Origin of the sequence: Pseudomonas sp. S34, from assembly GCF_009866745.1 — a bacterium.
GTDB classification, from domain to species: Bacteria; Pseudomonadota; Gammaproteobacteria; order Pseudomonadales; family Pseudomonadaceae; genus Aquipseudomonas; species Aquipseudomonas jessenii.
In genome coordinates this window covers 2,192,241-2,217,790 of record NZ_CP019398.1, presented here as the reverse complement: position 1 = coordinate 2,217,790, position 25,550 = coordinate 2,192,241, and the positions used below count along the sequence as shown (strand labels likewise).

The window sequence follows — 25,550 nt, the reverse complement described above, 5'->3', positions numbered from 1 at the left end:
TAACGATTAAAAGTGGACCTTCGGAAAGGCTCGCGAAAATGGACAGCAGCGTGCTAGCGCAATCCATCGTGCTTGGCTTTACACAGATCGTCATTAGCGTGAACGTCAACGCCCTGATTGCCGTCATGGCTGGCTCCATTTCGACATTCCTCGCAAGCAGGCCCGTGTGGCAGATCGTGCAGTGCTGACTGATGGGGACAGTTCTCGCGGGCTTGGCCATGCGCATGGCCGTCGAAGGGCGACGCTAAACCGGGCTGTTTGCGGTTAGCGCATCGGGCGCGCTAGAAAAAGATCCGCGCGGGTTTGCGAAAGCCACGCACTGGAGGATCGTCGCAAGTTCACCTTGCCCTCCTCCGGGATAAGCTATCAGGTGGGCAACGACGCCGTGGGAGAGCGCTCGTTCACCACCAGCGGTGCGAAGGTGTTCGTCATGGATTAAGCCAGGGCAACAGCGATGCAATCAGTGCGATCCGAATCGAATTGCCCTCTTTGGCTGTGAATTCTCAATACTGGTATCCAGCTTTTCTTCATACGCTGGATCGGGATGGGATGAGGACGACTAAATCTGTATCACCTATGTCGACACCAGCCTGTGAAAGCAGCGTAGTAACCTGGCCACGGTGATGGGTCTGATGGTTGAAGAAATGCATCACCAGGCCGTAAAAATCCTTGTCGGACACTACACCCTTCAAGCTGGCGTAATGGAGGGTATGGTCTAGATCGGACTCTGTAATAGAGTTAGCCCATTCGACGATTATCTGATCAAGCCGCTCTCGATATACTGAGAGTTCTCGAATAGTAGAGAACAACGCTTGGTCAAGGTTTTTCGGATCAGAAAGTCGCCTGACCGGCTCCAATGCCGAGTGGTTCGCTGGATGTTTGGCGAATCGCTTTAGCCACACAGTGTCTCCGGCTGCCACGTGGTTTAGCGTCCCGAGAATCGACCTGAAGAACGCTTTTCTATCAGCTGAGAGCTCATCATCGGACAAGCACCTGGCCGCTCCAAAGATCTTTTCGTTCATCCATTTGTTATAGGTCGCCATCAGGCAGATATGGCCGGTACGGCTCATGTGCTCATCCTTTGAGTGGGTATTTGGTACGCAGTAGAGATCGCTATTCCTCCGATACTCACGGGTCGCCCCCTAAGAGGTAACCGTCGACATTTTCTATGGATAGGGCTTCGAGCAACACCTGCTCCAGGATGGCAAAAAAACATTTGATGTGGGCCTGTTTTAATGCCTGAGGCCGGGTCACCAGATAGACCTCCATATCTGGAAGGTGGAGATCCGGGAACAACCCGATCAGATCCTTCGCCAATATACGGGGCAGTACGGCCACCCCCATACCTCGCCTCACCGATTCGAGCTGCACGGCGAACGAGTTCACGCTGATCTGCGCGCGGTCCAGACCACCGGCCTTTGCCGCACGCATTTGCGGCAACATGTCCAGTGGGGGAAGCAAGGCAATATTGACCGCAGTGGCCGGGGTCACCCCCGGAAACCGCTTCAGATAACCTGCATCAGCGAAGACACCGTAGGCGAGCCGGCCTATTGGTCGATAAATCAGCGACGGCTCACCCAGATGAGCTGTACGCACAGCAATGTCTGCCACGCCGCGGACGATCTTGTGAAAGTCGGCTGTTACCATCAGCTCCACCGAGCAACGCGGGTGCAGAGAAGTGAAGCGACTCGCGGCCTCCAGCACACAAGACGAGAACCCCTCTCCTGCACTGACCAGGACACTGCCAGATAGCTCTGTGTGCAGCTCGGATATGCCAGCAGCGGTTTGACGCCTCAAGCCAGCTTCCGCAGCCAGGGCAACTTCCACGAGGGATTGGCCCCGCGAGGTCAACCAACATCCTTCAACGCCGCGCTCGACGAGTGGCTCGCCCAGTGCGACCTCAAGTTGGGTCAGGCGGCGGGACACGGTAGACGCCGCGATACCCAGCAACTGGCCAGCTTGAAGGAAGCTGCCACGCCGCGAGACTGCCAACAGCAGACGAAGATCGTCCCAATTTGCTTGCAACGCCATGCGTCCTGTCCTCCCTGGTCTGCATATGTGCAAATCCATTATGCAGTAGTCGCTGTTTTTCGGCAGAGGCCTCAAAGGTATATCTACAGGCCCTCGAAACGAATGGAATGGATTGTATGACTACTGGCCCCAACGACTATGCGGAGCGCGCCTCAAGAGCCTTCAATCGCCGTGATGTGGAGGCGATGCTTGCGTTGGTTTGCGAAGACTTCATCTACCTCGATGGTATGGGGATTCAAACCGGTCGCGAATCCATGCGCAAACGAGAGACTGCGCTGTTCGAAGCGTTCCCTGATGCCCAAGTGACCTTCACCCCATTCATGGTCGCTGACGATCTTTTGGCGCTGACTGCCTTACTGACCGGCACCTTCGCCGCACCCTTGGTGCTGCCAGGCCGGGTGATTCCACCCCATGGACGCCATATTACCGTGCACTACGCCGCACACTTCACCTTCAGAAACGGGCTGGCCATCCGTGAAGAGGCCTTCTTCGACAGTGCGGTGTTGATGCCGTTAGCCGAACAGGGTGAGGGTTGAGCCATGCGTAGCGCATTTGTTACTGGAGCAACCGGCTTGCTGGGCAACAACCTGGTGCGTGAATTGGTCGCTCGTGGCTACACGGTCAAAGGCCTGGTCCGCTCAAGAGCCAAAGGTGAACAGCAGTTCAACAATCTGCCGGGGGTGGAGCTGGTCGTTGGTGACATGGCCAATGTCGACGGATTCGCAGCATCGCTGCAAGGCTGCGATACGGTGTTTCACACCGCGGCGTTCTTTCGCGATAACTACAAGGGCGGCAGCCACTGGAAAGAACTTGAAAAGATCAATGTGTCTGGTACGCGGCGCCTGCTTAACCAGGCCTACCGCGCCGGTATACGACGGTTCGTCCATACGTCTTCCATTGCTGTGCTCGACGGCGCACCTGGTATGTCCATCGATGAGACATGTCTGCGGGACGACGCCGACGCGGATGACTATTACCGCAGCAAGATCCTCGCCGACCGTGTCATCTTGTCGTTCCTGGAAGCACATCCCGAGATGCATGCCTGCATGGTCCTGCCCGGTTGGATGTGGGGTCCTGCCGACATTGGCCCGACCTCCTCCGGACAATTGGTCAACGATGTCGTGAACGGCAAGTTGCCCGGGCTGATCCCTGGCACCTTCTCCGTTGTCGATGCCCGTGATGTGGCAGGGGCGCTGATTGCTGCCGCCAAACAGGGCCGACGAGGTGAGCGCTATCTCGCGGCGGGCCGGCATATGACGATGCGTCAGCTGGTCCCTGTTCTAGGACGTATCGCTGGCGTCAAGACACCCGTTCGACAACTACCGCTGCCCTTTCTATACACCTTGGCGACTGTGCAGGAGATCTATGCGCGCCTGACCGGCAAGCCCATTCTGTTGAGCATGGCCACGTTGCGCCTGTTGATACGAGAGGAGTACCGCACCTGCTTCAACCACCGCAAGAGTGAACAGGAGCTTGGCCTGAGTTTCCGGGCGCTAGAGCTGACAATCACTGACACCGTGGCGTGGTACCGCGATCACGGCTGGTTTGAAAAGCACAGTGCGCGCGCCTCGAAGAAAAAAAGCTCATCGGCCATGGTCGACAACTGACTTTCGCAGACGGGATTACCGTCTAGTCCCAAAGCCGATAATCTCGAGCCTCATTGTGCGGTTTTATGCGGGTACGCGAGGCGTACCTTGAGCTCCCGAAACCGCACTTGCTGGTCATTTACCACACACCAGAACAAGGACGTAAAATGGTGAACAGGGAAATCATCCTGATGCGTCACGGCCAGCCAAAACTCGCCGCAACCGACAAGATCTCAGCGCTCGAGATGAAAGACTGGATCGAGCAATACGACCGATCGGAAATTACCCACCACCCGGTCCCGCATGCCAGTATGCAACTCGCCGCAACCGCCACGGTGATTGTTTCAAGCAGCGCGCCTCGTGCGCTGACCTCCGTCCAAGCGCTCGGCCTGAAGCCTGCACTGGTCGACGCACTTTTCTGCGAAGCACAACTGCCTTGTGGTCATTGGAAACTGCCACGGCTATCGCCGTTTAACTGGGCATTTATCCTTCGAGTCTTATGGCTGTGCGGTTACTCACGCAACGTCGAATCCGCCGGCACTGCGAGGATCCGCGCCAGCACCGCAGCCAAACGATTGCAGTCCCTTGCCAGCGATGGACCGGTTCTGCTGCTCGGTCATGGCTTTATGAATCGAATGATCGCCAATCAACTGGTAGCCGACGGATGGGCTCGCCAAAAAGGTAACGGCAGCCAGTATTGGAGTGCGACCGTGTATCAGTACGGCGGTGTGTAATAGGCGGCAGATGGTCGGCGAACTTGGCCATCATGACGTGGGCTAGCAGACCCGCTGTCGGGAGGCCCTTGTCGATGACGTGCGCCGGTACCGGCGCTTGGATATCGTAAGGGGCAGCGCGGTCGTTAGTGTTCATTGATAATCGGCACGCTGCAGCTGCATTAAGGGACGATTCATTCAAGGGAGAGAAGTCGTGTCAGCCACATCTGGGAACAGCAACATTTTTCGACTGGCAACCGCCCAGGCATTGGCGGGTGGTAACTCAGTCATCGTCTATGCAACCGGCGCTATCGTGGGAGACATGCTTGCACCGGATAAAGCATTGGCGACGCTGCCTATCTCCATTTTTGTCGTGGGCATGGCGAGCTGCACGCTACCTGCCGGTGCCATTGCGCAGCGCTATGGGCGCAGTCTCGTGTTTATGCTGGGAGCGTTGTGCGGCATCCTGATGGGAGTGCTGGCTGCGATTGGCATTTATTTGTCTTCCTTCTTCATTTTCTGTACTGCGATGCTATTTGGTGGCGCTTATGCCGCTGTGGTGCTGACGTTTCGTTTCGCCGCCGCAGAATGCGTTCCAGAAAACAGGCAGCCCTGGGCGCTTTCAATCGTCATGGCTGCCGGGCTAGTGGCGGGTGTGCTTGGTCCACAGACGGTCACCTATACGATGGACCTGTGGGAGTCCCACCTGTTTATCGCTACTTACGTTGCAGCCGCATTAATGGCAGTGGTTTCGGCGGCGGTGCTGCTAGGTGTCGATTTGCCACGCCATGAGGCAGCTGTTCGTACTCCAGGTCGCCCACTTGCGGTGATTGTTCGGCAGCCTCGACTCATCAACGCCATGCTCTGTGGCGTCATAACTTACACCTTGATGAATTTCCTGATGACTTCGGCCCCACTGGCAATGAAGCATGAGGATCTTTCACTGGAATCATCGAACCTGGCATTGCAGTGGCACGTAATTGCAATGTACGCACCCAGTTTTTTCACTGGAAATCTGATCCGCCGTTTTGGAGCAAACCGCGTTGTGTTGATGCTAACCGGCGCGTCTATTGCTGTCGGGCTTGCCGGTGTGCAGTCCTACCACTTTTATCTATGTTTGGTGCTTCTAGGGATTGGTTGGAATTTCGGTTTTGTCGGCGCCTCTGCACTCGTCCTTCAGAGCCATAAAACAAGCGAAAGAAACAGTGTCCAGGCGCTCAATGATTTCATTGTCTTTGGCGCCGTGGTGCTCGGCTCGTTTGCATCGGGAGGTATATTGAATCGATACGGTTGGACCGTTATCTGTGCGCTTGCCTTTGTACCTGTGCTGGTTGCTATAGCGACGTTGATGTTGAGCGAGCATCGCGTCAGGTATTCAACTAAGGAACGCACAAGCTAGTTCCGCGGGACTGGCTTAGCCTCCAGGGCTCACATGGGGCACTACAACTGACCGAGCCCCGGGGCATCCTTAGCGATGGCGTCAGAAAGGCGTGTTTGCCGAACGCTCCCCTCAATCGTCCGAAAAACTGGTCATGTACCCCTGTGAGTGATTGGTCAGCTGGGTGCATTGGGAAATGCCGCCCTATCCACTAGGCTTGCTTGCTTATTCGCTGTTTCAGTTTGACCCGTATTGACAGGACGAATCTTGAACCAGATGGAGTACATCGCTGGCAGGAACACCAGCGTCATGATGGTGCCGACGAACGTGCCTCCGATAAGGGTGTAGGCCAGCGTCCCCCAGAAGACGGAGTGTGTCAGGGGAATGAACGCCAGGATTGCCGCCATCGCAGTCAGTAGTACCGGGCGGGCACGTTGTACCGTGGCTTCGACCACTGCGTGAAACGGGTCCAGCCCTTCTTGAATGTTGTGATGGATTTGCCCAATCAGAATCAGCGTATTGCGCATCAGAATGCCCGAAAGGGCGATTAAACCGACCAGTGCGTTAATCCCAAATGGCTGCTGGAAAATGAGCAGTGTCGGCACTACGCCAATCAACCCCAGCGGCGAGGTGAAGAACACCATGATCATCGCCGAGATCGAACGGACCTGCAGAATGATGACCAGCAGCGTCATGGCAATCATGATCGGGAACAACGGCAACATCGCTTTACCGGCCTTGCCCGACTCCTCGATTGCACCCGCCTGCTCAATCCGGTATCCGCCAGGCAGCTTGTCGATGACTGGTTGCAGCTCCTTCATGATCACGCTCGAGACGTCCGGTGGCTGCAAACCTTCGGCAATGTCACCGCGCACTGTGATGGTCGGCGTGCGGTCACGACGTCGGAGGATCGGATCCTCCATACGCACATCGACCTCTCCTACCTGGGACAACGGAATCCGCTGACCCGCCGCGCCCACCAGCGTAAAGCCTTCTATCTTGGCGGGATCGAGCCGGATATCACCCGCTGCGCGACCAACCACCTGCACCGAACGAATGTCCTCACGAACCGCGGTGATCGGCACTCCGGCCAGCAGGAACTGCAGTTGCTGCGCGACTGAGTTTGACGTCAATCCCACCGCCTCCAAGCGATCCTGATCCAGAGCGAAATGCAGCGTCAGCGTCAGCGGTCCCCAATCGGTGTTGACGGTTCTCATCATCGGGCTCGACTGCAACACGTCCTGTACCTGGCCCGCAATCTCGCGCAACGTTGACGGATCAGGCCCCATCACCCGGTAGGCAACAGGGAATGGCGAGTACGGCCCAAAAACAAGCTGAGTCACCCTGACCCGCGCTTCTGGGGCAAGCCCCTCAGCAGCTGCCTCGCGGATACGGAACTTGAGGGCCTCACGCTCCTCCTGACTGTCCGTCAGCACCACAATCTTTGCGAACGACGGATCAGGGAGTTCCGGCGCCATCGCCAGATAGAAACGCGGCGCGCCTTGCCCGATATAGGCCGTGACGATTTTTGCCTCACCCTGCTTTTGCAGCCAGGCCTCTATCTTGGCAGTGGTGGCGCTGGTCTGCTCAATGGAGGTCCCATAAGGCATTTGCACTTCAATCAATACCTCGGGACGGTCCGAGGTAGGGAAGAACTGCTTCTTGACCAGGCTCATGCCGAGGATCGCCACGACAAACGAAGCGATGACAGTGCCGGCGACCAGCCATTTGCGAGCGATGACCCGCGTCAAAATCCGGCGGAAGCGGTTGTAGTTAGGGGTGCTGTAGATGGCCGCGTGCCCCCCCTCTACCTTCTTGATGTTCGGCAACATCTTCACCCCCAGGTACGGGGTAAAAGCGACTGCAACCACCCAGGAGGCGATCAGGGCAATGCCCACGATCCAGAACATGTTGCTGGTGTATTCGCCGGCGGTCGATTGCGCGAAGCCGTTGGGCATAAAGCCGATAGCGGTCACCAGCGTACCGGAGAGCATCGGCGCGGCCGTATGACTCCAGGCGTACGCGGAAGCTTTGATGCGGTCGTAGCCCTCTTCCATTTTCACCACCATCATTTCGATAGCAATGATGGCGTCGTCCACCAGCAGTCCAAGCGCCAGAATCAACGAGCCAAGGGTAATACGGTCAAAGTTCTTTCCGGTGGCCGCCATCACCACAAACACCACGGCCAACGTCAACGGCACAGCCGCAGCGACCACAACACCGACACGCCAGCCCATGCTGAGAAAGCAGACAAGCATTACCACAAGCAGCGCGACGAAGAACTTGACCATAAACTCGCCGACGGCCGAATCGATATTTACAGATTGATCGGTGACTTTGGAGAGCGTCATACCCAGCGGCATGCCTTCATTTATTTTGACTGTCTCCGCGTCCAACGCCTTGCCAAGGTCAAGACCGTTCCAGCCCTCACGCATCACGATCCCCAGCAACAAGGCCTCTTCACCGTTGTTACGCACGAGAAAGGTTGCTGGATCTTCATAACCACGTTCGATCGTCGCCACGTCAGAGAGTTTTAGCGTGCGCCCCTGGACCGCAATGGGTGTGTCACGAATCTTCTGCACCTTATCGAAGGCACCATCTAGCCGCAGGAAGACCTGAGGCCCATTGGTCTCGATGGAACCGGCGGGCGTGAGCACGTTTTGGTTATTCAGCGCGGCAAAGATGTCCTGAGGAGAGATGCCCAAGGTGGCCAACCGATCATGGGAAAAGGAAACAAAGATACGTTCGGGCTGCTCCCCAATGATGTTGACCTTCTTCACGCCCGGCACATGCAACAGTTGTTGGCGCAACGACTCTGCATCCCGCACCAACAGTCGCTGCGGCTCGCCTTTGGCTTTCAGGGCGAAAAGCGCAAATGTCACGTCCGAAAACTCGTCGTTGACCATTGGGCCGATGACACCCGCCGGCAGCTTCCGGGCCTCATCGTCGAGCTTTTTACGCGCTTGATAGAACTCCTCCTGCACTTGCGAGGGCGGCGTGCTATCGAGCAGTGACACCATCGTGAAAGCCAGCCCAGGACGGGTGTAGGTCTCCGTGCGGTCGTACCATTTCAGTTCTTGCAGGCGTTTTTCAAGTGGCTCTGCTACCTGATCCTGCATCTCCTGCGCCGTGGCGCCCGGCCACGCGGTAATGACCGTCAACTGCTTGACCGTAAACGGAGGATCTTCCGCGCGCCCCAGTTGAAAGAACGACAAGATGCCCGCAACGGCAATCAGGAAGATCAGAAACACCGTGATGGAACGCTCACGAACGGCGATCGCGGAAAGATTGAAGCGGCCCTCGCTCATGGACGACCCCCGGCAACTTTGGCGTCATCCTGTTGAGGCAGTCTCACCTCTTCACCCTCGCGCAACAGATGCGCACCTAACGCCACGATCTGCTCGCCGACCTTGAGATCGCCTGCGACTCGCGCTGAGTCGTCGCTCAAGCCCAAGACTTGAACAGGTCGCCAAGCCACCTTCGCAGGTGCGCCGACGATGACCCACACGCCAGTGCCTTTACCCGGGTCATAAACGGCAGCAATCGGCACCTGCATCGAATTTCCCTGTGCGGCGCTTTCAGCGATCCGAAGCGTGACCGTCGAACCTATCGGTGCATTGGCCAGCGCGCCCTCAAGCACATACCGCGCCTCAAAGGTGCGCGTCATACGGTCGGCCGAGTCAGACAGCAGCCTCAGCTTCGCTGTAACTGCACCCGTGGTATTGCCATAAAGCGTCGCCTGCGCGGTGGATCCTGCTGCGGGGCGCAACGTCTCGGGCAGGTGCACGATCGCTTCGCGTTGCCCTGCCCGCGCCAGTCGAACCACGGGCTGTCCCGGGCTGACAACTTGTCCGGGCTCGGCGAGCGTCTCCACCACCACGCCGTCGGAATCCGCAAACAGCACCGCATAACCAGAAGCATTGCGGGCTACATCAGCCTGCGCGTCTGCAGCGCTGAGCTGTGCTTTTGCCGTATCGGCTGCGGCTTTGATCTGGTCATAGGCCGATGCAGAAATAGCGCCTGCGGCAACCAGATTGCGGTATCGCGCCTCGTCATCTGCTGTCTGCTTGGCTCGGGCCCGAGCGGCTATGACCGACTCTTGCTGTGCTCGCGCCTGCAACCCCAGGTCGATTGGGTCGAGGCGCATGAGCGGCTGACCACGTTTAACGGTCTGACCGGTGTCAACCAGACGCTCAAGCACCTTTCCTGACACCCGAAAGCCAAGGTCGCCCTGAACGCGGGCAGCCACTACACCAGTGAAGGAACGCGAGACGTCGGACGAAGCCTGAACAGCAGCGGACCTCACCAAAGGGGCATTCGTGCGCGGATCTTCAGCGGTGGATGAATCACCACATGCCGTCAGGACGAGAGGCAACAAGCAAGCGGCAATGGGGAAAGGTAGAAGCCGGCGCATAGGTTCCCTTACTTAAAAATAGGACGAGCGTCATATTCTCGATCTAGTGACGATTTGTGTCAATGGTCACATTCTGTCAATCATTTTGGTTTTCAACCAAAGCTTATGAATCACCATGAACACGGAGAAAAAGGTAATCGCTTCAAAGAACGTCAATTGACAGGTCGTGACTATTACGTAATATGGTCACAAATATCCTCTATTGAAGGAATCTCAATGCCTCCCCTCCGTCCAATTGCACTTTTGGTCAGCGCCGGCTTAATGGCCGGTTGCGCAGTCGGTCCGGATTACCATCGTCCAGACGCTCCGCTTTCGGATCGTTACTTGGGTCAAGCTGCTGTCGAACAGCGGCCTGGAACGATGCCGGCCAGCCTTGTCGCTTGGTGGGAAGGCTTTGGTGATCCAGTGCTGACCGGGTTCATTTCCAAGGCACTAGAGCAGAATCTTGACCTGGCGCAGGCGTCGGCGCGAGTCACACAGGCGCAGGCCGGACTGGGTGCTGCAAATGCCGCGTTACTGCCTTCGGGGAATATCAGCAGCCAGGCTGCGCGCTCGTACCAGTCAATCGAGACGCCACTCGGCCAGGTGTTGAATTCGACACCTGGCTATGATCGGTACGGAAATTCCTACGAGGTCAACCTCGATGCCAGCTGGGAGGCAGATGTCTTTGGTGGCCTGCGACGCGGACGCGAGGCTGCTCTGGCCGAGTACCAGGCGTCCCAGGCGGGCGTCGCGGCCACACGACTGGCCATCGCCGCGCAGACCGCCGATGTCTACATCACTATTCGCGGATTGCAGACACGGCTGGACATTGCCAACAGGCAAGTCAAAACGCAGCAGGCGTTGCTAGAGAAAGTCCAATTGCTCTACAGCAAGGGACTCGCCGCCAACTATCAGGTTCGCCAGACCGAGGGTGAGCTATCACAGGTTCAAGCGACAGTGCCGGTCCTGCAAACCGGTCTGGATGCTGCGATGAATGCACTGGATGTCATGCTCGGCACCCCGCCAGGCACTCACCGCACACAACTTGCAATGGCAGCGAGCATTCCTGTAGCACCGCCGTTAAAAGCGATGGGAACGCCGGCCGATTTGCTGCGCCGCAGGCCTGATCTGATTATGGCCGAGCGCCGTCTTGCGGCCTCAAACGCACGCATCGGGGAGGCGATTGCCGAGTACTACCCGAAGTTCTCCCTTAGCGCATTGCTGGGCAGTGCCACGGCGGTGTCCGCCGGCAATCTTTTTACCGGCGGCGCCAGCCAATCGGCGGGCCTGCTGGGACTGCGCTGGAGGCTCTTCGACTTCGGTCGCATAAACGCCCAAATCGACCAGGCCAAGGGACAGGAAGCCGAAACCCTGGCGGCTTACCGTCAGTCTGTGTTGCGCGCCACCGAGGATGTCGAGAACGCGCTCTCCTCACTGGTGAATCGGGAGGCTCAAGCAACCACACTCACCGGGGGAGAGGCGTCTCTTACTCAGGCTCGCCAATCGTCGTTCATTGCCTATGAGAAAGGCACGGCCAGCCTGATTGATGTCCTGCACGCTGACGAGACGATGCTGCAGGCTTCCGATGCTCGGGCGCAAGCGCGAACGGAGTCGGCACGAGCGGCGGTAGCGGTATTCAAGTCACTCGGTGGTGGCTGGCAACCTCGGGATGTCACGGTGACGAGTCGATGAAGCTTGAGGGGAAAGGCCCGAGATGTGTGCTTGAAGGTCGGGAGGCAACGCGTGCTCCCGACAGGACACTTATCGTGTAACAGCACTCAACTAGAAGCGGTAACTCACAGAAGTACCGAGCCCGCTCGCACCGTTCTTATAGTTGGCACTGTATGCACCTCGGGTCGCCGAGGTGTCATTGACCTGAACGCTCTCCTCCCACAGGTAGGAGTAAGCCACATCGATCGTGACATTCTCTGCCGGAGTCCAGCCAGCACCGAAGCTGATCACCTTCCTGTCGCTCGTCGGAATGCGCGGTCCACGATTGATGTTATTGGTGGGTGACTGATCGACCGAAAAGCCTGCGCGAAGCACCCACTCGTCATTCAGTTTGTACGCCGTGCCGATGGCGTGAGCCCACGTATCATGCCAGTTCTGCTCTTCGGTAATGGTGCCCAGCGCGCCGCTCAACGCAGGGGGTAAACCCGTGTTCTCGATGGTTAATTCTTTGAAGCGACTCCAGCGAGTCCAGGTGCTCCCCCACGTAAAGGGTCCAGTCATTATTAAGCTGATGAGTCACCGAGAGATCCACTGACTCCGGGGTATCCACATCCAGCGAAGCGTCATAACTCCGGCCGCTGACTCCCAACACGCTAAAGATGCCGTCAGTGACCTTGGTCTTGGCATCCAATTGATAACTGACCTTGGAATGGTAGGTCATGCCCAAACGGGTTCGGTCTGTAGCCTGCACCAGGATACCGGCGTTGAAACCGAGGGCAGTGTCGTCGCCAGTGCTTTTAAGTTTTCCGTCGTTGCGACCAGGACTGAGTGGGTTGGGCACCATACCGGACAACTCACCGCTGATACGGTTGATGGTCGGACCGAACCCGATCGAAACTTTGTCGTTAAAGGCATAGCTGATGGTGGGCTGGAACGTAAAAGTCGTGACCTCGCTTTTGTTGGCGTAGTAACGCCCGGCAAAACCGCTGCCATAGTCAGTGATCAGACCGAAAGGTACATAAAAACCCACACCAAACGCCCAATGCTCATCGATAGGTTTGACGTAGTACCCCATAGGTACCGTGGTGGTTGGCACCATGTCGCCGTCTTCCTGGCCTCCGAATGTACTGCGGGTATGGCTTATGTCGGACTTGGCAAAAAGAGTCGAAGCTCCCACGCTGACCTGCTCTCTTTTCAAGCGAGACATTCCCGCGGGATTACCGAATACCGTGCTCGCATCTTCAGCAGAGGAGGAGCGACCGGCAAACCCCGACCCCATCCCGCTGATGCTCTGTTCATTAAGAGCAAAGCCGCTTGCAAAAACGTTTGAGGATGCGAGCACGACAGCAAGGCCAAATGGGCTCTTGAGCACTATTTTTTTCATTGTTTGAACTCTATGGGATCACTGAGATGACGCAGTAGATGCGACGGACCACCATATTTACTCATGTGACAAAATCAGTCATTGGTCACGATACAGATAAATAAATGCCCTTCGCCGGATGGACGAAGGGCCAAGTGAAAAGCCGTTTGATGATCTGTTGCTTACCCGGGGATGCCGTAAACCTTTAGCCGAAGGTCAAGGCATGAGGCTACGCAAGATGAGGTTGGAGGTGAGCATGGGCGCCTCCTCGACGAAATCGAGGTTGTACTGCAGCAGCAAGGGATTGACGAAGGGCCGTAGCGCGAGATGTATCGCTTCTACTGTTTCATCCAGCGGAGTCTTGCGTTCAAATTCGCCAATCTCTCGCCCCTCCCGAACGATTTGCGACACGAAGCTTTTGATCTGTGCGTCATAAGCCTGCGTACTGGGCCAGCTTTCCGACGCCGCGAACGCTGCAATGTCATAGAGTTTTCGGTCGTTGAAGAACAGATTCACACCGGTGGCGATAACAGTTTTGACCAAACGTCGAAAGCGCTCCGTTGGAGACAGGCCTTCTACATTGATAGCCTGCTCCACTGCCGCGACGATTTCTGCCAGACAATTAGCGCAGATGGCCTCACCGATTGCTTGCTTGGAATCAAAGAATTTGTAGATGTAAGCCTTGGAAAACCCGATGGCCTTGGCCAGGTCGGAAACCGTGGTTTTGCTGTAGCCGTATTGACTGAAGTGCTCGTTGGCCGCCGCGACAATCTGGTCTCGAATGTCGTGATCGGCTGGGCCACGGGTGCTGGGCGAAGATGAAGATATTGATGGCTGATTCATGGAAATAGCTTACTCACCCTATCGAGGACTTACAAATTGTGACTAATTATATATATAGTCACAAATCGAACGTTTGAAAACCACAGTTGATCAGATTTGAAACGGGTTGACGTTTTGAGTAATCGCATATGGCGGATTAGCGTTCCAAAAGTTCCTTGTCGCTTACGCTAGACAGTCCCATCCCCTTCTCCTCGTGCTGGTGACGAAGCTCAGCCCAGTCTATAAGGGCAGTCATAGCCGGGCCGAGTGCATGACCCAGCACCGTCAGCGCGTACTCCACCCGCGGCGGCACCTCTGGGTATACGGTGCGTTGAACGATGTCATCCTGCTGAAGCCCTTTCAACTGCTGAATGAGCATCTTCTGCGTGACATCGGGAATGAGCTTTTCCAGTTCGGAGAACCGAAGCGGCCGGCCTTTAGCGGCCATCAGCTCATTGATGATCACAATTTTCCATTTGCCCTCCAAAACGCGAAGCGTAGCGTTTATAGCGGCTGACCAGGCCTGCCGTCGTAAAGGGTTCCCACATTCCCACTCGCGCTCCATCGATACTTACCTTTTGGTGGGTTACAGACTAAAACGTCGGTTCTTGCGGATCTTGCAGTGCTGATACTAACGTATCCGGACTTTGAATCCCTGGAGGCATTATGAAAATTGCGATCGTTGGTATTGGATCTATCGGCGGCCCCCTTACCCGAAAGCTTGTCACTGCTGGCCACGAGATCAGCGTCGCCAACTCTCGCGGAAAGGACTCGGTAAGCGCTTTTGCCAAGGAAGCGGGTGCTATTGCTTGCGATCTGAACGATGTCTTCGACGGCGCCGATGCTGTGATTATTTCCATTCCCCAACCAGCCATGGCGACTCTTCCCAAGAACCTTTTGGCCGCATTGCCATCCTCGGTTCCAGTGGTCGACACGAGTAATTACTACCCGGGCCTGAGAGACGAGCGCATCGCCGCTTTGGAAAATGGTCAAACCGAGAGCGTGTGGGTCAGCAAGCAGCTTGGCCGACCGGTAATCAAGGCCTTCAACAATATTCTTGCTTATTCGCTGGAAAATCTTGGTAAGCCAAAAGACGCCGAAGGCCGCCTGGGCGTAGCCGTTGCGGGGGACGATGAAAATCATAAGCGTCTCGTGATGCAACTTGTCGATGACGTTGGATTCGAGCCGGTCGACAGCGGCAGCCTCGAAGACTCATGGCGTCAACAGCCCTGCACGCCAGCGTACTGCTGCGATTACACCGCTGAAGAGATGCGCCCGGCGCTGAATGCTGCAGTCAAGGGAGCCGCCGCGCAGAAGAGAGAGGTGTTCAATGCGCAACTCCCTGCACTATTCGCCAAAAACCCTTCTCATCATGACGTCGTTGAATTTAATCGAAGCTTCAACGCGGCCAGTTGAACTCCTCGTAACCCACCGGCAGCTATCGGCCCAGGCACCCTGGTTGACCTTCCCGACGATCGCCAAGCGATGCTACGAAATCTAATGTCAGATCATTTCTACATCACCTCTGACGCCAGTCATCACCGCGACCACCTCGTGTAGGCAACCATAGCCCCTCATCATTCTGAGTGTCCGCAATGGGTTGTGGATTTAACCGGTCGATGTAGCCCCTTGTACGCACTGAAGGTCCTACCCCTGCCCTCGCAACGCCGAAATATCCCTCTTTGGGGGTACGCCAAACAGCCGGCTGTATTCACGGCTGAACTGCGATGGGCTTTCATAGCCGACCTTGAAAGCGGCACTGGATACGTCCTGGTGTTCATTGAGCATCAATCGCCTTGCCTCATTCAGTCGCAGCCACTTTTGATACTGCAAGGGGCTCATCGCGGTGAGTTGGCGGAAGTGGTGGTGAAAGGTCGGAGTGCTCATCTGCACTCGGGCCGCAAGTTCATCGACGCGAAGCGCCAAGGTGTAATTCAACTTCAACCAATCGATGGCTTTCGCGATCCGATAACCTTGGCCATCGACAGACGTTATTTGTCGAAGCCGGCTCGCCTGATCACTCTGCAAGAGACGGTAGTGAATCTCGCGCTGGATCAAGGGCGCAAGGACAGGGATGGACTCCGGCTCATCGAGCAGTGCCAGTAAGCGCTCAAATGAGGCCAGCATCGCTGGTGTCACGGCACCAATTCCTACCCCTTTCACAACTGATCGATCACGGGTTGGCGGCAGGTCACTTTGCGCTATCAGCTCAGCCAGAATGCGCAGATCGAGTTTCAACGTCAGCCCTAGGCATGGCTGTTCCGGGCTTGCCGCTAGCACTTCTGAATTGGCAGGTAAGTCCAACGAGGTGATCAGAAATCGCGACGTGTCGTAGGGGTAACCCTCGCCACCTACCCAGAGCTGTTTCTCACCCCGGGCGATGAGGATGATGCTTGGCTCGACCATGCAGACGATGGGCGGTGCTGGATGTTCGCGCCTGAAGAAGCCGAGACCTGTAATGGCCGTTCCGAAATCACCTGGTTTCGAGATCTGCGCGCCGATGATCTGCGCAAGCTTTTCTTGTGGCGATGTCTGTTGAGGAGCTGCGTCGGGGTTGTTGTTCATATTCGTCTTGTACCTCTTCACTGAACTCTAACTCGCCAGCTACCGACCGTCCTGCAAAAAAACAGAGACTCATAGAATCAGGCAAGTAATCCAGCGCAATGCACTACAGAGGGTCTGGGCAGAGCGGGAGAATGTTCATCCGACAAACCCATCGAGGATGCTCCCATGCTTGTCAAAGCCTACGGTGCTCACGCAGGCGAAAAACCCCTTGAGCCGATGCAGATCAACCGCCGCGAGCCGGCGGCCCATGATGTTCAGATCGATATCGCCTTCTGTGGCATCTGCCATTCGGATTTGCATCAAGTACGCGCCGAGTGGGCAGGCACGCAATTTCCCTGCGTACCGGGGCACGAAATTGTCGGCCACGTATCAGCGGTGGGCGCACATGTAGCGGATTTTAAAGTCGGCGATCTGGTCGGTGTAGGCTGCATCGTCGACAGCTGCAAACACTGCGACGACTGTGAGACTGGCCTAGAAAACTACTGCGACGACATGGTTGGCACCTACAACTTCCCGACACCGGACGCACCCGGCTGGACGCTGGGCGGCTACTCGCAAAACATCGTGGTGCATGAGCGCTACGTGTTGCGCATCCGCCATCCCGAGGCACAACTGGCTGCCGTCGCTCCGCTGCTGTGCGCGGGCATAACCACCTACTCACCTCTGCGCCACTGGAATGCCGGCCCAGGCAAGAAAATAGGCGTGGTCGGCATCGGTGGCCTGGGCCACATGGGCATCAAGCTGGCTCATGCGATGGGCGCCCACGTCGTGGCGTTCACCACCTCTGAATCCAAGCGCGAGGCGGCAAAGGAGTTAGGCGCCGATGAAGTCGTCGTATCGCGCAAATCTGAAGAAATGGCTGCACATACCAAGAGTTTCGACTTCATTCTCAACACCGTCGCAGCCCCCCACGATCTTGATGCGTTTCTGGTGCTGCTCAAGCGTGATGGTGCGCTGACGCTGGTCGGCGCGCCCGCCTCGCCACACCCATCGCCGAACGTATTCAACCTGATCATGAAGCGCCGAACGATTGCTGGCTCGATGATCGGAGGCATCCCGGAAACACAGGAGATGCTGGATTTCTGTACCGAGCACGGCATCGTCGCCGACATCGAACTGGTTCGAGCAGACCAGATAAATGAATCCTACGAGCGAATGCTCAAGGGTGACGTCAAGTATCGCTTCGTGGTCGACAACGCCACGTTGGCTGACTAAACGCCTGAGTCAAAAACTCCAGTGAACAACCATTCAATCGAAAGGAATATCCAGTGAAAGGAATGTTGCTAGCCCTAGGGCTGCTTGTTATCTCTTTTTCTTCAATGGGAGCCAACATGTCGAACGGCGCAGACAACTTCTACACCAGCGATAAAGTGATCGTGGAAAAGGTCAACTTCAAAAACCAATATGGCATGAAGGTGACAGGTAACTTGTTCACCCTCAAAGGACTCGAACCGCAATCAAAGAGTGCAGCGATAATCGTCGGACACCCTATGGGTGCAGTAAAGGAACAGAGCGCGAATCTTTACGCCACTAAAATGGCCGAGCAGGGATTTATCACGCTGTCACTGGACTTGTCGTTCTGGGGTGAGAGCGAAGGTACGCCTCGCCAAGCAGTTTCGCCTGATATTTACGCCGAGGACTTTAGTGCCGCCGTGGACTATCTCGGCACTCGCCCGATTGTTGATCGAGAGCGTATCGGCGTCATCGGTATCTGCGGCAGTGGCAGCTTCGCCATCAGCGCCGCCAAGATCGACCCTCGTCTGAAAGCCATCGCCACGGTCAGCATGTATGACATGGGGGCGGCCAACCGTAACGGTCTCAAGCACTCAGTCACGTTGGAACAACGCCAGCAAATCATTCGCGATGCGGCGCAGCAACGTAACGCGGAATTCTGGCGCGGCGAAGTTCGCTATACCAGCGGCTCACCACTAAAGCTGACCGGCAACGCTGTGGGTGACGAGTTCTATGATTTCTACCGCACTCCGCGCGGCGAGGTCACCCCCGCTAGCGCATCGCCGCAAACCACTACCATGCCGACGCTGACCAGCAATGTGAAGTTCATGAACTTCTACCCATTCAACGACATCGAGACCATCTCCCCGCGCCCACTGCTTTTCATTACGGGCGCCACGGCGCACTCAAGGGAGTTCAGCGAGGACGCCTACAAACGGGCGGCCGAACCCAAAGAGTTGCTGATCGTTCCAGATGCCGGGCATGTGGATCTTTACGATCGGGTCAATTTGATTCCCTTCGCCAAGTTGGCCACGTTCTTCAACAGTCATCTGAAGTAATCGGATCGGCGACCCACACGGGAACCGTTCCTCTCTCGCGGCTTCGCTTCTGGAGCCGCGACGCTTCACGCAATACAGGATTTTTCAATGCCCCATCTTCCCTCCTACCATGAAGCTCAACATTCATGGGGCGCTGTCCTGGCCATGTCGCTCGCCGCCTTCGTGCTGGTGGCATCGGAGTTCATGCCCGTCAGCCTGCTGACACCAATTGCCGCCGATCTGCATATCACCGAAGGACAAGCCGGTCAGGGCATTTCCGTTTCGGGGCTGTTTGCCTTATTCACCAGCCTTCTTATCCCGCTGGTGGCGGCGCGGGTTGACCGTAAACCGCTACTTCTTTCACTGACGCTGTTGATGATCCTTTCCGGAACAGTGGTCGCGTTCGCACCGAACTACGGGGTATTCATGATCGGGCGCGCGCTGATCGGTGTTGCGATTGGTGGCTTCTGGTCACTGTCGGCGGCAACCGCCATGCGCCTTGTGCCTGATGACCAGGTCACACGCGCCATGGCAATCGTCAACGGCGGCAACGCTTTGGCGACTGTGATTGCAGCACCATTGGGCAGTTTTCTCGGTGCCTTGATTGGCTGGCGCGGTGCATTCTTGTGCGTCATCCCAGTCGCGATAGTCGCTTGTGTATGGCTGTCTGTAAGCCTTCCACCGATGAAATCGCAAAGCGGCTCAGGCACTGGAAACGTCTTCAGGTTGATGAAAAGCGTACCGGTCGCGCTAGGCATGGTAGCGGTCAGTGTGTTTTTCATGGGCCAGTTCATGCTGTTTACCTATTTGCGCCCATTCCTTGAAACGGTCACGCACGTCAGTGTCTCCATGCTGTCTTTTATGTTGCTCGTTCTGGGCCTGGCGGGACTTGCCGGAACCTTCCTGATTGAAGCGTTCTTGAAAAATGGCCTGCATCGAACCCTCATCGTCATCCCGATCTTTATGGCGATGATTGCACTGGCGCTTGTTTCATTCGGTAGCTCGACGGCCACCACGACCGTCTTGCTTGGCGCATGGGGACTGGTTGCGACTGCAGCGCCCGTGGGATGGTGGACATGGCTGGCAAGAACGTTGCCACACGCTGCTGAAGCGGGAGGCGGTTTAATGGTGGCGATCATCCAACTCGCTATTGCGTCTGGCGCAACCGTTGGCGGGCTGGTCTTCGACTCGAGCGGCTATCAAGCGACCTTCGAATTGAGCGCCACTTTGCTAGGCGTGGCGGCCGTTCTTGCCTTCCTGGCTGCACGCGCAGCATCGCGGGAGCCTGTTGCATCGGTAAGCATTGCTTGAAATAACCGCAAGACACGCCAAGGCATGTCTTGCGGTTTCGGTGGAGGAGACGCTCGAAAATTGGACGTGACCGTCAGCGTGCGCTGTCGATGATTTGCCCACCGTCCAATCCTATGAAGCCGCCACTGAAAAGGCGGCCTGCGAAAATCGCGAGGCCGCAATCAGGGGATCACCAGAGGGCGATGTCGTAGGTAAAGTAGATTCGGTTGCTATCTCGGCCACGGGAATAATCAGAGCGGTAAACGTAGTTACGCAACCGCACACCCAGCCCCTTGAAGGTGCCTTGTTGCACGACGTAAGCCAGTTCGGCATCACGCTCCCACTCCTTGACAGCGGTGTCGGACTTACCGTCGTTGCCGCTCAGATACCGGGTGGAAAACGTCAGACCCGGCACGCCGACGGCAGCAAAGTTATAGCCGTAATTAAGCATCCAGGTTTTTTCATCCTCCTCGACAAACTTGCCTATCCCGGCGTTGCTGAACGAATAAACCGTTGCGCCACTGATAAAAGGCAATCCGGCATCACCACTGAGGGTCTGGTATCCGCCACCGAAGGTATGGCCAGAGATGGCGTAAGACAGTTGCCCGCTCAGCATGTTGTTGTCGATCTTGCCACCGAAGGCTGAGCCGGTATCGACACTGTTGAAGTAGCGTAAATCACTGGTCAGCACGCCGCCGCCCAAGGGCTGATCGTGCTGGATACCTGCAAAGTTCTGACGGTAAAAGTTTTCCAGTTCGCCGTAGAAGTAACTCGAACGAACGCTCTTTCCCAGCTTGTATTCGGCGCCTGCATAGCTGAAGTCGCCTGATTTATCTCCGCCGTAACCGTCGGGCACAATCGGCATGCTGTCGCTGGAATCACGCAGTTTGAATCGATCCAGGTAGCCCCCGGTGAGGGTGAGGTTTTCGATGTCGACGCTACTGATCTGAGTGCCTTGGTACGTTTGCGGCAACAGACGCGCGTCGTTATAGATCAGCACCGGAGTCTTGGGTAGCAAGGTGCCGTATTTGACCGTGGTCTTGGCCAGTTGGGCTTTGGCTGTCATACCCAGACTTGCGAATTCGTCAGCCGCACGACCGTCATCATGTACGGGCAACAAGCCAGTGCCGCTGCGGCCACGGCCGGAGTCGAGCTTGACCCCGAGCAGGCCGAGGGCATCAACACCAAACCCGATAGTGCCAGGCGTAAATCCCGACTGGTAATCCAACAGAAATCCCTGGGCCCACTCGGTTCGCTCGCTCTTCGCCGTCCTTGCTGATTTGGCACTCAAGCCATGCTCATCGCGGAAATTTTCATTGAAATAGACGTTGCGCAATTGCAGCTTGAGCTTGCTGTCGTCGATCAATCCTTCTGCACTGGCGCTGGCCAGCGGCAACAAACCAAGAAGTGAAAACAGCGCCCGCTGGGTATGCAAAGTGGTCATTGGCAAACTACTCATTGTTGTTATTTGGAGTGCAGAACAGCGCACGCCTCGCAAGCGAAGCGCGTCAGGAGAAACAGATGGTTGGGGTGAATCAGGAGAAGAGACTGATCGCCCCGGTCAACAGGGCTAGCGCGGTGACTACTAATGAAGTGAGTACCGCCCATTTGACGGTGGCTTTCTGGAAATCGCCGATATCACGATCGACCATACCCACCAGCAACAGGGTTGAGGCTACCAACGGACTCATCAGGTGTACTGGCTGACCGAGAATCGACGCGCGGGCGATTTCCACCGGGTCAATGCCATAGGCTGCAGCGGCATTAGCCAAGATGGGTACCACCCCAAAGTAGTAAGCATCGTTGGAAAGAACAAAGGTCAACGGCATGCTGGTGATCGCCACCACCAGTGGGAACAGGTGACCCCAGGATGGCGGAATCCAGTCCACCAGCGTTTGCGCCAGGGAGTCGACCATCTTGGTGCCCGAGAAAATCCCGGCAAAGATACCGGCGGCAAACACCAGCAGCACCACCGTCATCGCATTGCCGGAATGGGCGAGAATGCGCTCTTTCTGAATATCCAGTTGCGGGTAGTTGATCATCAGTGCCAGGACAAATCCGATCAGGAACAGGATCGCCGAGTGCATGATCCCCATTACCAGCGCGACCATGACCGCGATCACCAGCAACAGGTTCACGTATGCAAGTTTAGGCCGCTTGTGCGGGGTATCGCCCAGGATCTCGTCGATGTAGCAATTACCGCCACCGCTCTGTAGCTGCACATTACCGATGCGCTTACGCTCGGCACGGCCCAGGAGGAAAGCGGTGAACACCACCCACATCGCGCCGCCGATCATGGTCGGCAGCAAGGGCACGAAGTACTCGCCGGCATCCAGGCCCAGTGCCGCGATCGCCCTTGTAGCGGGCCCGCCCCATGGGGTCATGCCGCTCATGATGCTCAAGGACAACATGGCGATGGTCGCCAGAATCATCGGGTTCATGCCGATACGCTTGTACAACGGCAGCATTGCCGCGCAGGTGATCATGTAGGTGGTTGTGCCGTCGCCGTCGAGGGCTACCAGCAGTGACAGCAGCGCGGTGCCAATAGCGATTTTCATCGGATCGCCGTTTACACGCTTGAGGATTTTACGAATCAACGGGTCGAACAACCCGGCATCAATCATCAGGCCGAAGAACAGGATGGCGAACAGCAGAAGCGCAGCCGAAGGCGCAACCATCTTCAGGCCGTCGAGCATCATCTTGCCCGTAGTACCGCCAAAACCGCCAATCACCGCAAACACAATCGGCACCACCGTCAGGGCGACAATCGGCGATAGGCGTTTCGACATTATCAGATAGGTAAAAACCACCACCATGGCCAAACCAAGAAATGCGAGCATAGGTCAGTTCTCTTGTTCTTATCAGTAGCGTGGCCGATGCGCAGGCGCACGACCTCGAACCCGCCAGACGGTACGATCAGCCGTGCCTGGCGGGGAGTTGAATGAAATGTTTGTTGGGTGTTTCAGGCGTGTCCGGTCAGACGTGTTCCGTGACCTTGCGACCATCCCAGTTTTCACTCTGGGTTTGTGCCAGGGAGGGCGACGGTTCGCCGTCAAGAGTCCGCATCAGTGTCTCGCGATCACAAGCGTTCTCCGAGATGGACATCACCACGGTAGCCACGGCGTTGCTTGCCAGACTGGTCAAGGCCCGGGCTTCCGACATGAAGCGGTCAATACCGATCAGCAGTGCAAGGCCGGCCAAGGGAATGTCATGGATCACAGTCAGTGTCGACGCCAGCGCGACAAACCCGGCTCCGGTCACACCTGCTGCACCCTTCGAGGACAACAGCATGATGGCCAGCATGGTCACGGTCTGTGTCAGGCTTAGATCGATGTTGCAAGCTTGAGCAATGAATACCGCTGCCAGCGATAGGTAGATTGCCGTACCGTCGAGGTTAAACGAGTACCCCGTTGGCAGCACCAACCCCACCACGCCTTTTTTGCAACCCAGGGCTTGCAGCTTTTCCAACATCCGCGGCATCACCGGCTCGGTTGAGGAAGTCCCGAGCACCACCAGGAACTCTTCGCGGAAGTAGCGCAGCAACTTCCAGAGACTGAAGCCATTTGCCCGGCAAATGCTCCCCAGCACCACAAAGACGAAGAAGGCACAGGCTACGTACAAGGTCATGATCAGCTTGGCCAGCGAGCCCAACGATGTAATACCGTACTGGCCTACGGTGAATGCCAACGCGCCAAAAGCACCGATCGGAGCGAAGCGCATCAGATAGGAGAAAATCTTGAACACCATGTGCGAGGCGGATTCCAGTACATCCAGTACCGGCTTGCCACGCTCGCCGATGGCCGACAGTGCGAAACCGCAAAGCACCGCGATGAACAACACCGGCAGCACTTCACCCTTATTGAAAGCGCCGATGAAAGTGTCCGGGATGATGTGCATGAAAAACTCGACCACTCCCAGCTTCGCGGCGGAATCGGTGTATTGCGACAGTCCCTTGGTGCTCAACTGGGCGGGGTCAATGTTCATGCCCACACCGGGTTTGAACAGGTAGACCGACACCAGGCCTATGATCAAACTGATCACGGTCAGTGCCAGGAACAGCAGCATGGTCTTGCTCAACAGACGCCCGAGGGAGCGTTTGTCGCTCATGCCGGCAATACCGGTGACGATGGTGCAGAACACCACCGGAGCGATCATCATCTTGATCAACTTGATGAAGGCATCACCAAGCGGCTTCAAGGCGATGGCCTGTTGCGACCAAAAATGTCCGACCAGCACACCCAACAGCACGGCGAGGAGAATCTGGAAGTAGAGCGATTTTACAACTTTCATGGCATCACCCATTTTTAGAATTGTGCTGATGCAAGAACGGCAATGACCAGGGGAAATTATCCGGCAAGTCGTTGGGAAGCCGTGGCGTAGACAAAACCGGAGAACAGCCTGCGCGATGTACGCACCACTGAGGCACGAATTGTCTCACCCTGATCGCCGGTGTAGGACAACACGACATCTATCCCGCCACTTGGATGTTCAATGCGTACTTGCTTCAAGCGCGGCTCGCTAACCCCGCCGAGCAATTGCGTGACCACACTGCCTTCAGTGACACAAGCGGTGGCAAGGCCGATGGAACCGGTGATCGCCAAGGCCCGGTGGCAGTTGTGTGGCATGAAGTAGCGCACCTGAATTGTGCCGCCAGCCTTGGCCGGTGACACCAGTACAGGCTTGGGAATCACTTTGTCGCTGACGTCACCCAGGCCCATTGCCAAGCCGGCTTGCAGTCGCAAGGACTCGAGGCGACGCAGGAACTCTTTGTCGGCATCCAGTTCAGCAGGACTTTCATCGCCGCGCTTACCCAGTTGGCCAGCTTCGATGATCATCATCGGCATCGCCATGTCGATGCAGGTCACTGGAATACCGTCGATCAAATCCTGCGTTTGCCCAGTCGGGAAAAGCTTGCCGGTCTTGCTGCCCGCAGCATCCAGGAAGGTGAGTTGCACAGGAGCAGCGGTACCCGGCACACCATCGATGGCGGTGTCACCTTCATAGCTGACCTTCCCACCGGGCGTCTGTACCTCGGCGTTCACAAAAGTGCCCGTGTTGAGGTTGCGAATACGCACACGTGTCAGGTCTTTGGAGGCTTTTACCAGCCCCTGCTCGATGGCGAACGGGCCAACGGCGCAAAGCATGTTGCCGCAATTAGGCGCGGTGTCGACTCGACGCTGGGAGACCATGACTTGAACGAACAGATAGTCGACATCCGCCTCAGGATGCAGCGACGGGCTGACGATCGCCACCTTGCTGGTTTGTGGGCTACCGCCACCAATGCCGTCAATTTCCAGTTCATGCCCAGAGCCCATGAGGTTGAGCAGCAGTTCATCACGGTCTTCGATCGCAACAGGTAGATCCCAGTCGAGGAACACTGGGCCCTTGGAAGTACCACCGCGCATTAGCACACAGGGAATTCGTTGCATGAACACTAACTCTTGTTGATCAATCGGGGTAATTGA

General features: G+C 56.6%; 20 protein-coding genes and 2 pseudogenes. 10 read left to right on the top strand and 12 right to left on the bottom strand.

Annotated elements, in window-relative coordinates; all coding sequences use genetic code 11:
• Positions 1–47: 47 nt before the first annotated feature.
• Positions 48–188: pseudogene (locus tag PspS34_RS09905) on the top strand (LysE family translocator); the annotation flags it as partial.
• 339 nt (positions 189–527) lie between these two features.
• Here the strand turns inward: PspS34_RS09905 and PspS34_RS09900 are convergent.
• Positions 528–1,070 carry a DinB family protein gene (locus PspS34_RS09900; protein ID WP_159389645.1) on the bottom strand — a complete coding sequence of 181 codons (543 nt, stop codon included), beginning with the start codon at positions 1,068–1,070 and terminating at the stop codon, positions 528–530.
• A 58-nt stretch (positions 1,071–1,128) separates the two neighbouring features.
• Positions 1,129–2,031, bottom strand: a complete 903-nt coding sequence (locus tag PspS34_RS09895; RefSeq protein ID WP_159389644.1) for a LysR family transcriptional regulator — start codon at positions 2,029–2,031, stop codon at positions 1,129–1,131.
• A gap of 116 nt (positions 2,032–2,147) precedes the next feature.
• Between PspS34_RS09895 and PspS34_RS09890 the strand changes: the two genes are divergently transcribed.
• The 4 genes from PspS34_RS09890 to PspS34_RS09870 all read left to right on the top strand — a co-directional run bounded on the left by PspS34_RS09890 (position 2,148) and on the right by PspS34_RS09870 (position 5,729).
• Positions 2,148–2,567 (top strand): nuclear transport factor 2 family protein, encoded by a 420-nt coding sequence (locus tag PspS34_RS09890; RefSeq protein WP_159389643.1) that lies wholly within the window; start codon positions 2,148–2,150, stop codon positions 2,565–2,567.
• A 3-nt stretch (positions 2,568–2,570) separates the two neighbouring features.
• Positions 2,571–3,638 carry an SDR family oxidoreductase gene (locus PspS34_RS09885; protein ID WP_159389642.1) on the top strand — a complete coding sequence of 356 codons (1,068 nt, stop codon included), beginning with the start codon at positions 2,571–2,573 and terminating at the stop codon, positions 3,636–3,638.
• A gap of 170 nt (positions 3,639–3,808) precedes the next feature.
• The gene (locus PspS34_RS09880; protein WP_159390385.1) at positions 3,809–4,351 is read left to right on the top strand and encodes a histidine phosphatase family protein; all 543 of its coding nucleotides are present in this window, start codon (positions 3,809–3,811) and stop codon (positions 4,349–4,351) included.
• 193 nt (positions 4,352–4,544) lie between these two features.
• The gene (locus tag PspS34_RS09870; protein ID WP_159389640.1) at positions 4,545–5,729 is read left to right on the top strand and encodes an MFS transporter; all 1,185 of its coding nucleotides are present in this window, start codon (positions 4,545–4,547) and stop codon (positions 5,727–5,729) included.
• Positions 5,730–5,884: 155 nt separating this feature from the next.
• Here the strand turns inward: PspS34_RS09870 and PspS34_RS09865 are convergent, their stop codons facing one another.
• Both PspS34_RS09865 and PspS34_RS09860 read right to left on the bottom strand, forming a co-directional pair.
• Entirely contained in the window at positions 5,885–9,016 is a 3,132-nt protein-coding gene (locus PspS34_RS09865; protein WP_090454526.1) for an efflux RND transporter permease subunit, read from the bottom strand.
• Positions 9,013–10,122, bottom strand: coding sequence for an efflux RND transporter periplasmic adaptor subunit (locus PspS34_RS09860; RefSeq protein WP_090454524.1), 1,110 nt, complete (start codon positions 10,120–10,122; stop codon positions 9,013–9,015). Before PspS34_RS09860 ends, PspS34_RS09865 begins: the two co-directional genes overlap by 4 nt.
• Positions 10,123–10,338: 216 nt before the next feature.
• Between PspS34_RS09860 and PspS34_RS09855 the strand changes: the two genes are divergently transcribed.
• The gene (locus PspS34_RS09855; protein ID WP_159389639.1) at positions 10,339–11,796 is read left to right on the top strand and encodes an efflux transporter outer membrane subunit; all 1,458 of its coding nucleotides are present in this window, start codon (positions 10,339–10,341) and stop codon (positions 11,794–11,796) included.
• 90 nt (positions 11,797–11,886) lie between these two features.
• On the opposite strand, the pseudogene PspS34_RS09850 reads toward PspS34_RS09855, so the two are convergent.
• The 3 genes and pseudogenes from PspS34_RS09850 to PspS34_RS09840 form a co-directional block, all read right to left on the bottom strand.
• A pseudogene (locus PspS34_RS09850) lies at positions 11,887–13,159 on the bottom strand (outer membrane protein transport protein).
• A 195-nt stretch (positions 13,160–13,354) separates the two neighbouring features.
• On the bottom strand, positions 13,355–13,981 hold the full coding sequence (locus PspS34_RS09845) for a TetR/AcrR family transcriptional regulator (protein ID WP_159389638.1): 627 nt from the start codon (positions 13,979–13,981) through the stop codon (positions 13,355–13,357).
• A gap of 136 nt (positions 13,982–14,117) precedes the next feature.
• A complete protein-coding gene (locus PspS34_RS09840; protein WP_090454518.1) occupies positions 14,118–14,525 on the bottom strand; it encodes a helix-turn-helix domain-containing protein in 408 nt (135 codons plus the stop codon).
• 101 nt (positions 14,526–14,626) lie between these two features.
• Between PspS34_RS09840 and PspS34_RS09835 the strand changes: the two genes are divergently transcribed.
• Complete coding sequence (locus PspS34_RS09835) at positions 14,627–15,376, top strand: NAD(P)-binding domain-containing protein (RefSeq protein ID WP_159389637.1); 750 nt, start codon at positions 14,627–14,629, stop codon at positions 15,374–15,376.
• Between the two features lie 231 nt (positions 15,377–15,607).
• On the opposite strand, the gene PspS34_RS09830 is transcribed toward PspS34_RS09835, so the two are convergent.
• On the bottom strand, positions 15,608–16,525 hold the full coding sequence (locus PspS34_RS09830) for an AraC family transcriptional regulator (RefSeq protein ID WP_159389636.1): 918 nt from the start codon (positions 16,523–16,525) through the stop codon (positions 15,608–15,610).
• 165 nt (positions 16,526–16,690) lie between these two features.
• Here PspS34_RS09830 and PspS34_RS09825 point away from each other — a divergent pair, with 165 nt between their 5' ends.
• The 3 genes from PspS34_RS09825 (at position 16,691) to PspS34_RS09815 (ending at position 20,106) form a co-directional block, all read left to right on the top strand.
• Positions 16,691–17,740: an NAD(P)-dependent alcohol dehydrogenase gene (locus tag PspS34_RS09825; RefSeq protein WP_159389635.1), complete on the top strand. Its 1,050-nt coding sequence runs from the start codon at positions 16,691–16,693 to the stop codon at positions 17,738–17,740.
• 53 nt (positions 17,741–17,793) lie between these two features.
• A complete protein-coding gene (locus PspS34_RS09820; protein ID WP_159389634.1) occupies positions 17,794–18,816 on the top strand; it encodes an alpha/beta hydrolase in 1,023 nt (340 codons plus the stop codon).
• A gap of 87 nt (positions 18,817–18,903) precedes the next feature.
• Positions 18,904–20,106 carry an MFS transporter gene (locus PspS34_RS09815; RefSeq protein WP_174245508.1) on the top strand — a complete coding sequence of 401 codons (1,203 nt, stop codon included), beginning with the start codon at positions 18,904–18,906 and terminating at the stop codon, positions 20,104–20,106.
• A gap of 169 nt (positions 20,107–20,275) precedes the next feature.
• Here PspS34_RS09815 and PspS34_RS09810 read toward each other — a convergent pair whose 3' ends face one another.
• The 4 genes from PspS34_RS09810 to PspS34_RS09795 all read right to left on the bottom strand — a co-directional run bounded on the left by PspS34_RS09810 (position 20,276) and on the right by PspS34_RS09795 (position 25,514).
• On the bottom strand, positions 20,276–21,529 hold the full coding sequence (locus tag PspS34_RS09810) for an OprD family porin (RefSeq protein ID WP_159389633.1): 1,254 nt from the start codon (positions 21,527–21,529) through the stop codon (positions 20,276–20,278).
• Between the two features lie 91 nt (positions 21,530–21,620).
• On the bottom strand, positions 21,621–22,925 hold the full coding sequence (locus tag PspS34_RS09805) for a citrate:proton symporter (protein ID WP_090454507.1): 1,305 nt from the start codon (positions 22,923–22,925) through the stop codon (positions 21,621–21,623).
• Between the two features lie 136 nt (positions 22,926–23,061).
• Positions 23,062–24,387 carry a C4-dicarboxylate transporter DctA gene (dctA, locus tag PspS34_RS09800; RefSeq protein ID WP_090454505.1) on the bottom strand — a complete coding sequence of 442 codons (1,326 nt, stop codon included), beginning with the start codon at positions 24,385–24,387 and terminating at the stop codon, positions 23,062–23,064.
• Between the two features lie 44 nt (positions 24,388–24,431).
• The gene (locus tag PspS34_RS09795) at positions 24,432–25,514 is read right to left on the bottom strand and encodes a 4-oxalomesaconate tautomerase (protein ID WP_090454503.1); all 1,083 of its coding nucleotides are present in this window, start codon (positions 25,512–25,514) and stop codon (positions 24,432–24,434) included.
• Positions 25,515–25,550: the final 36 nt, after the last annotated feature.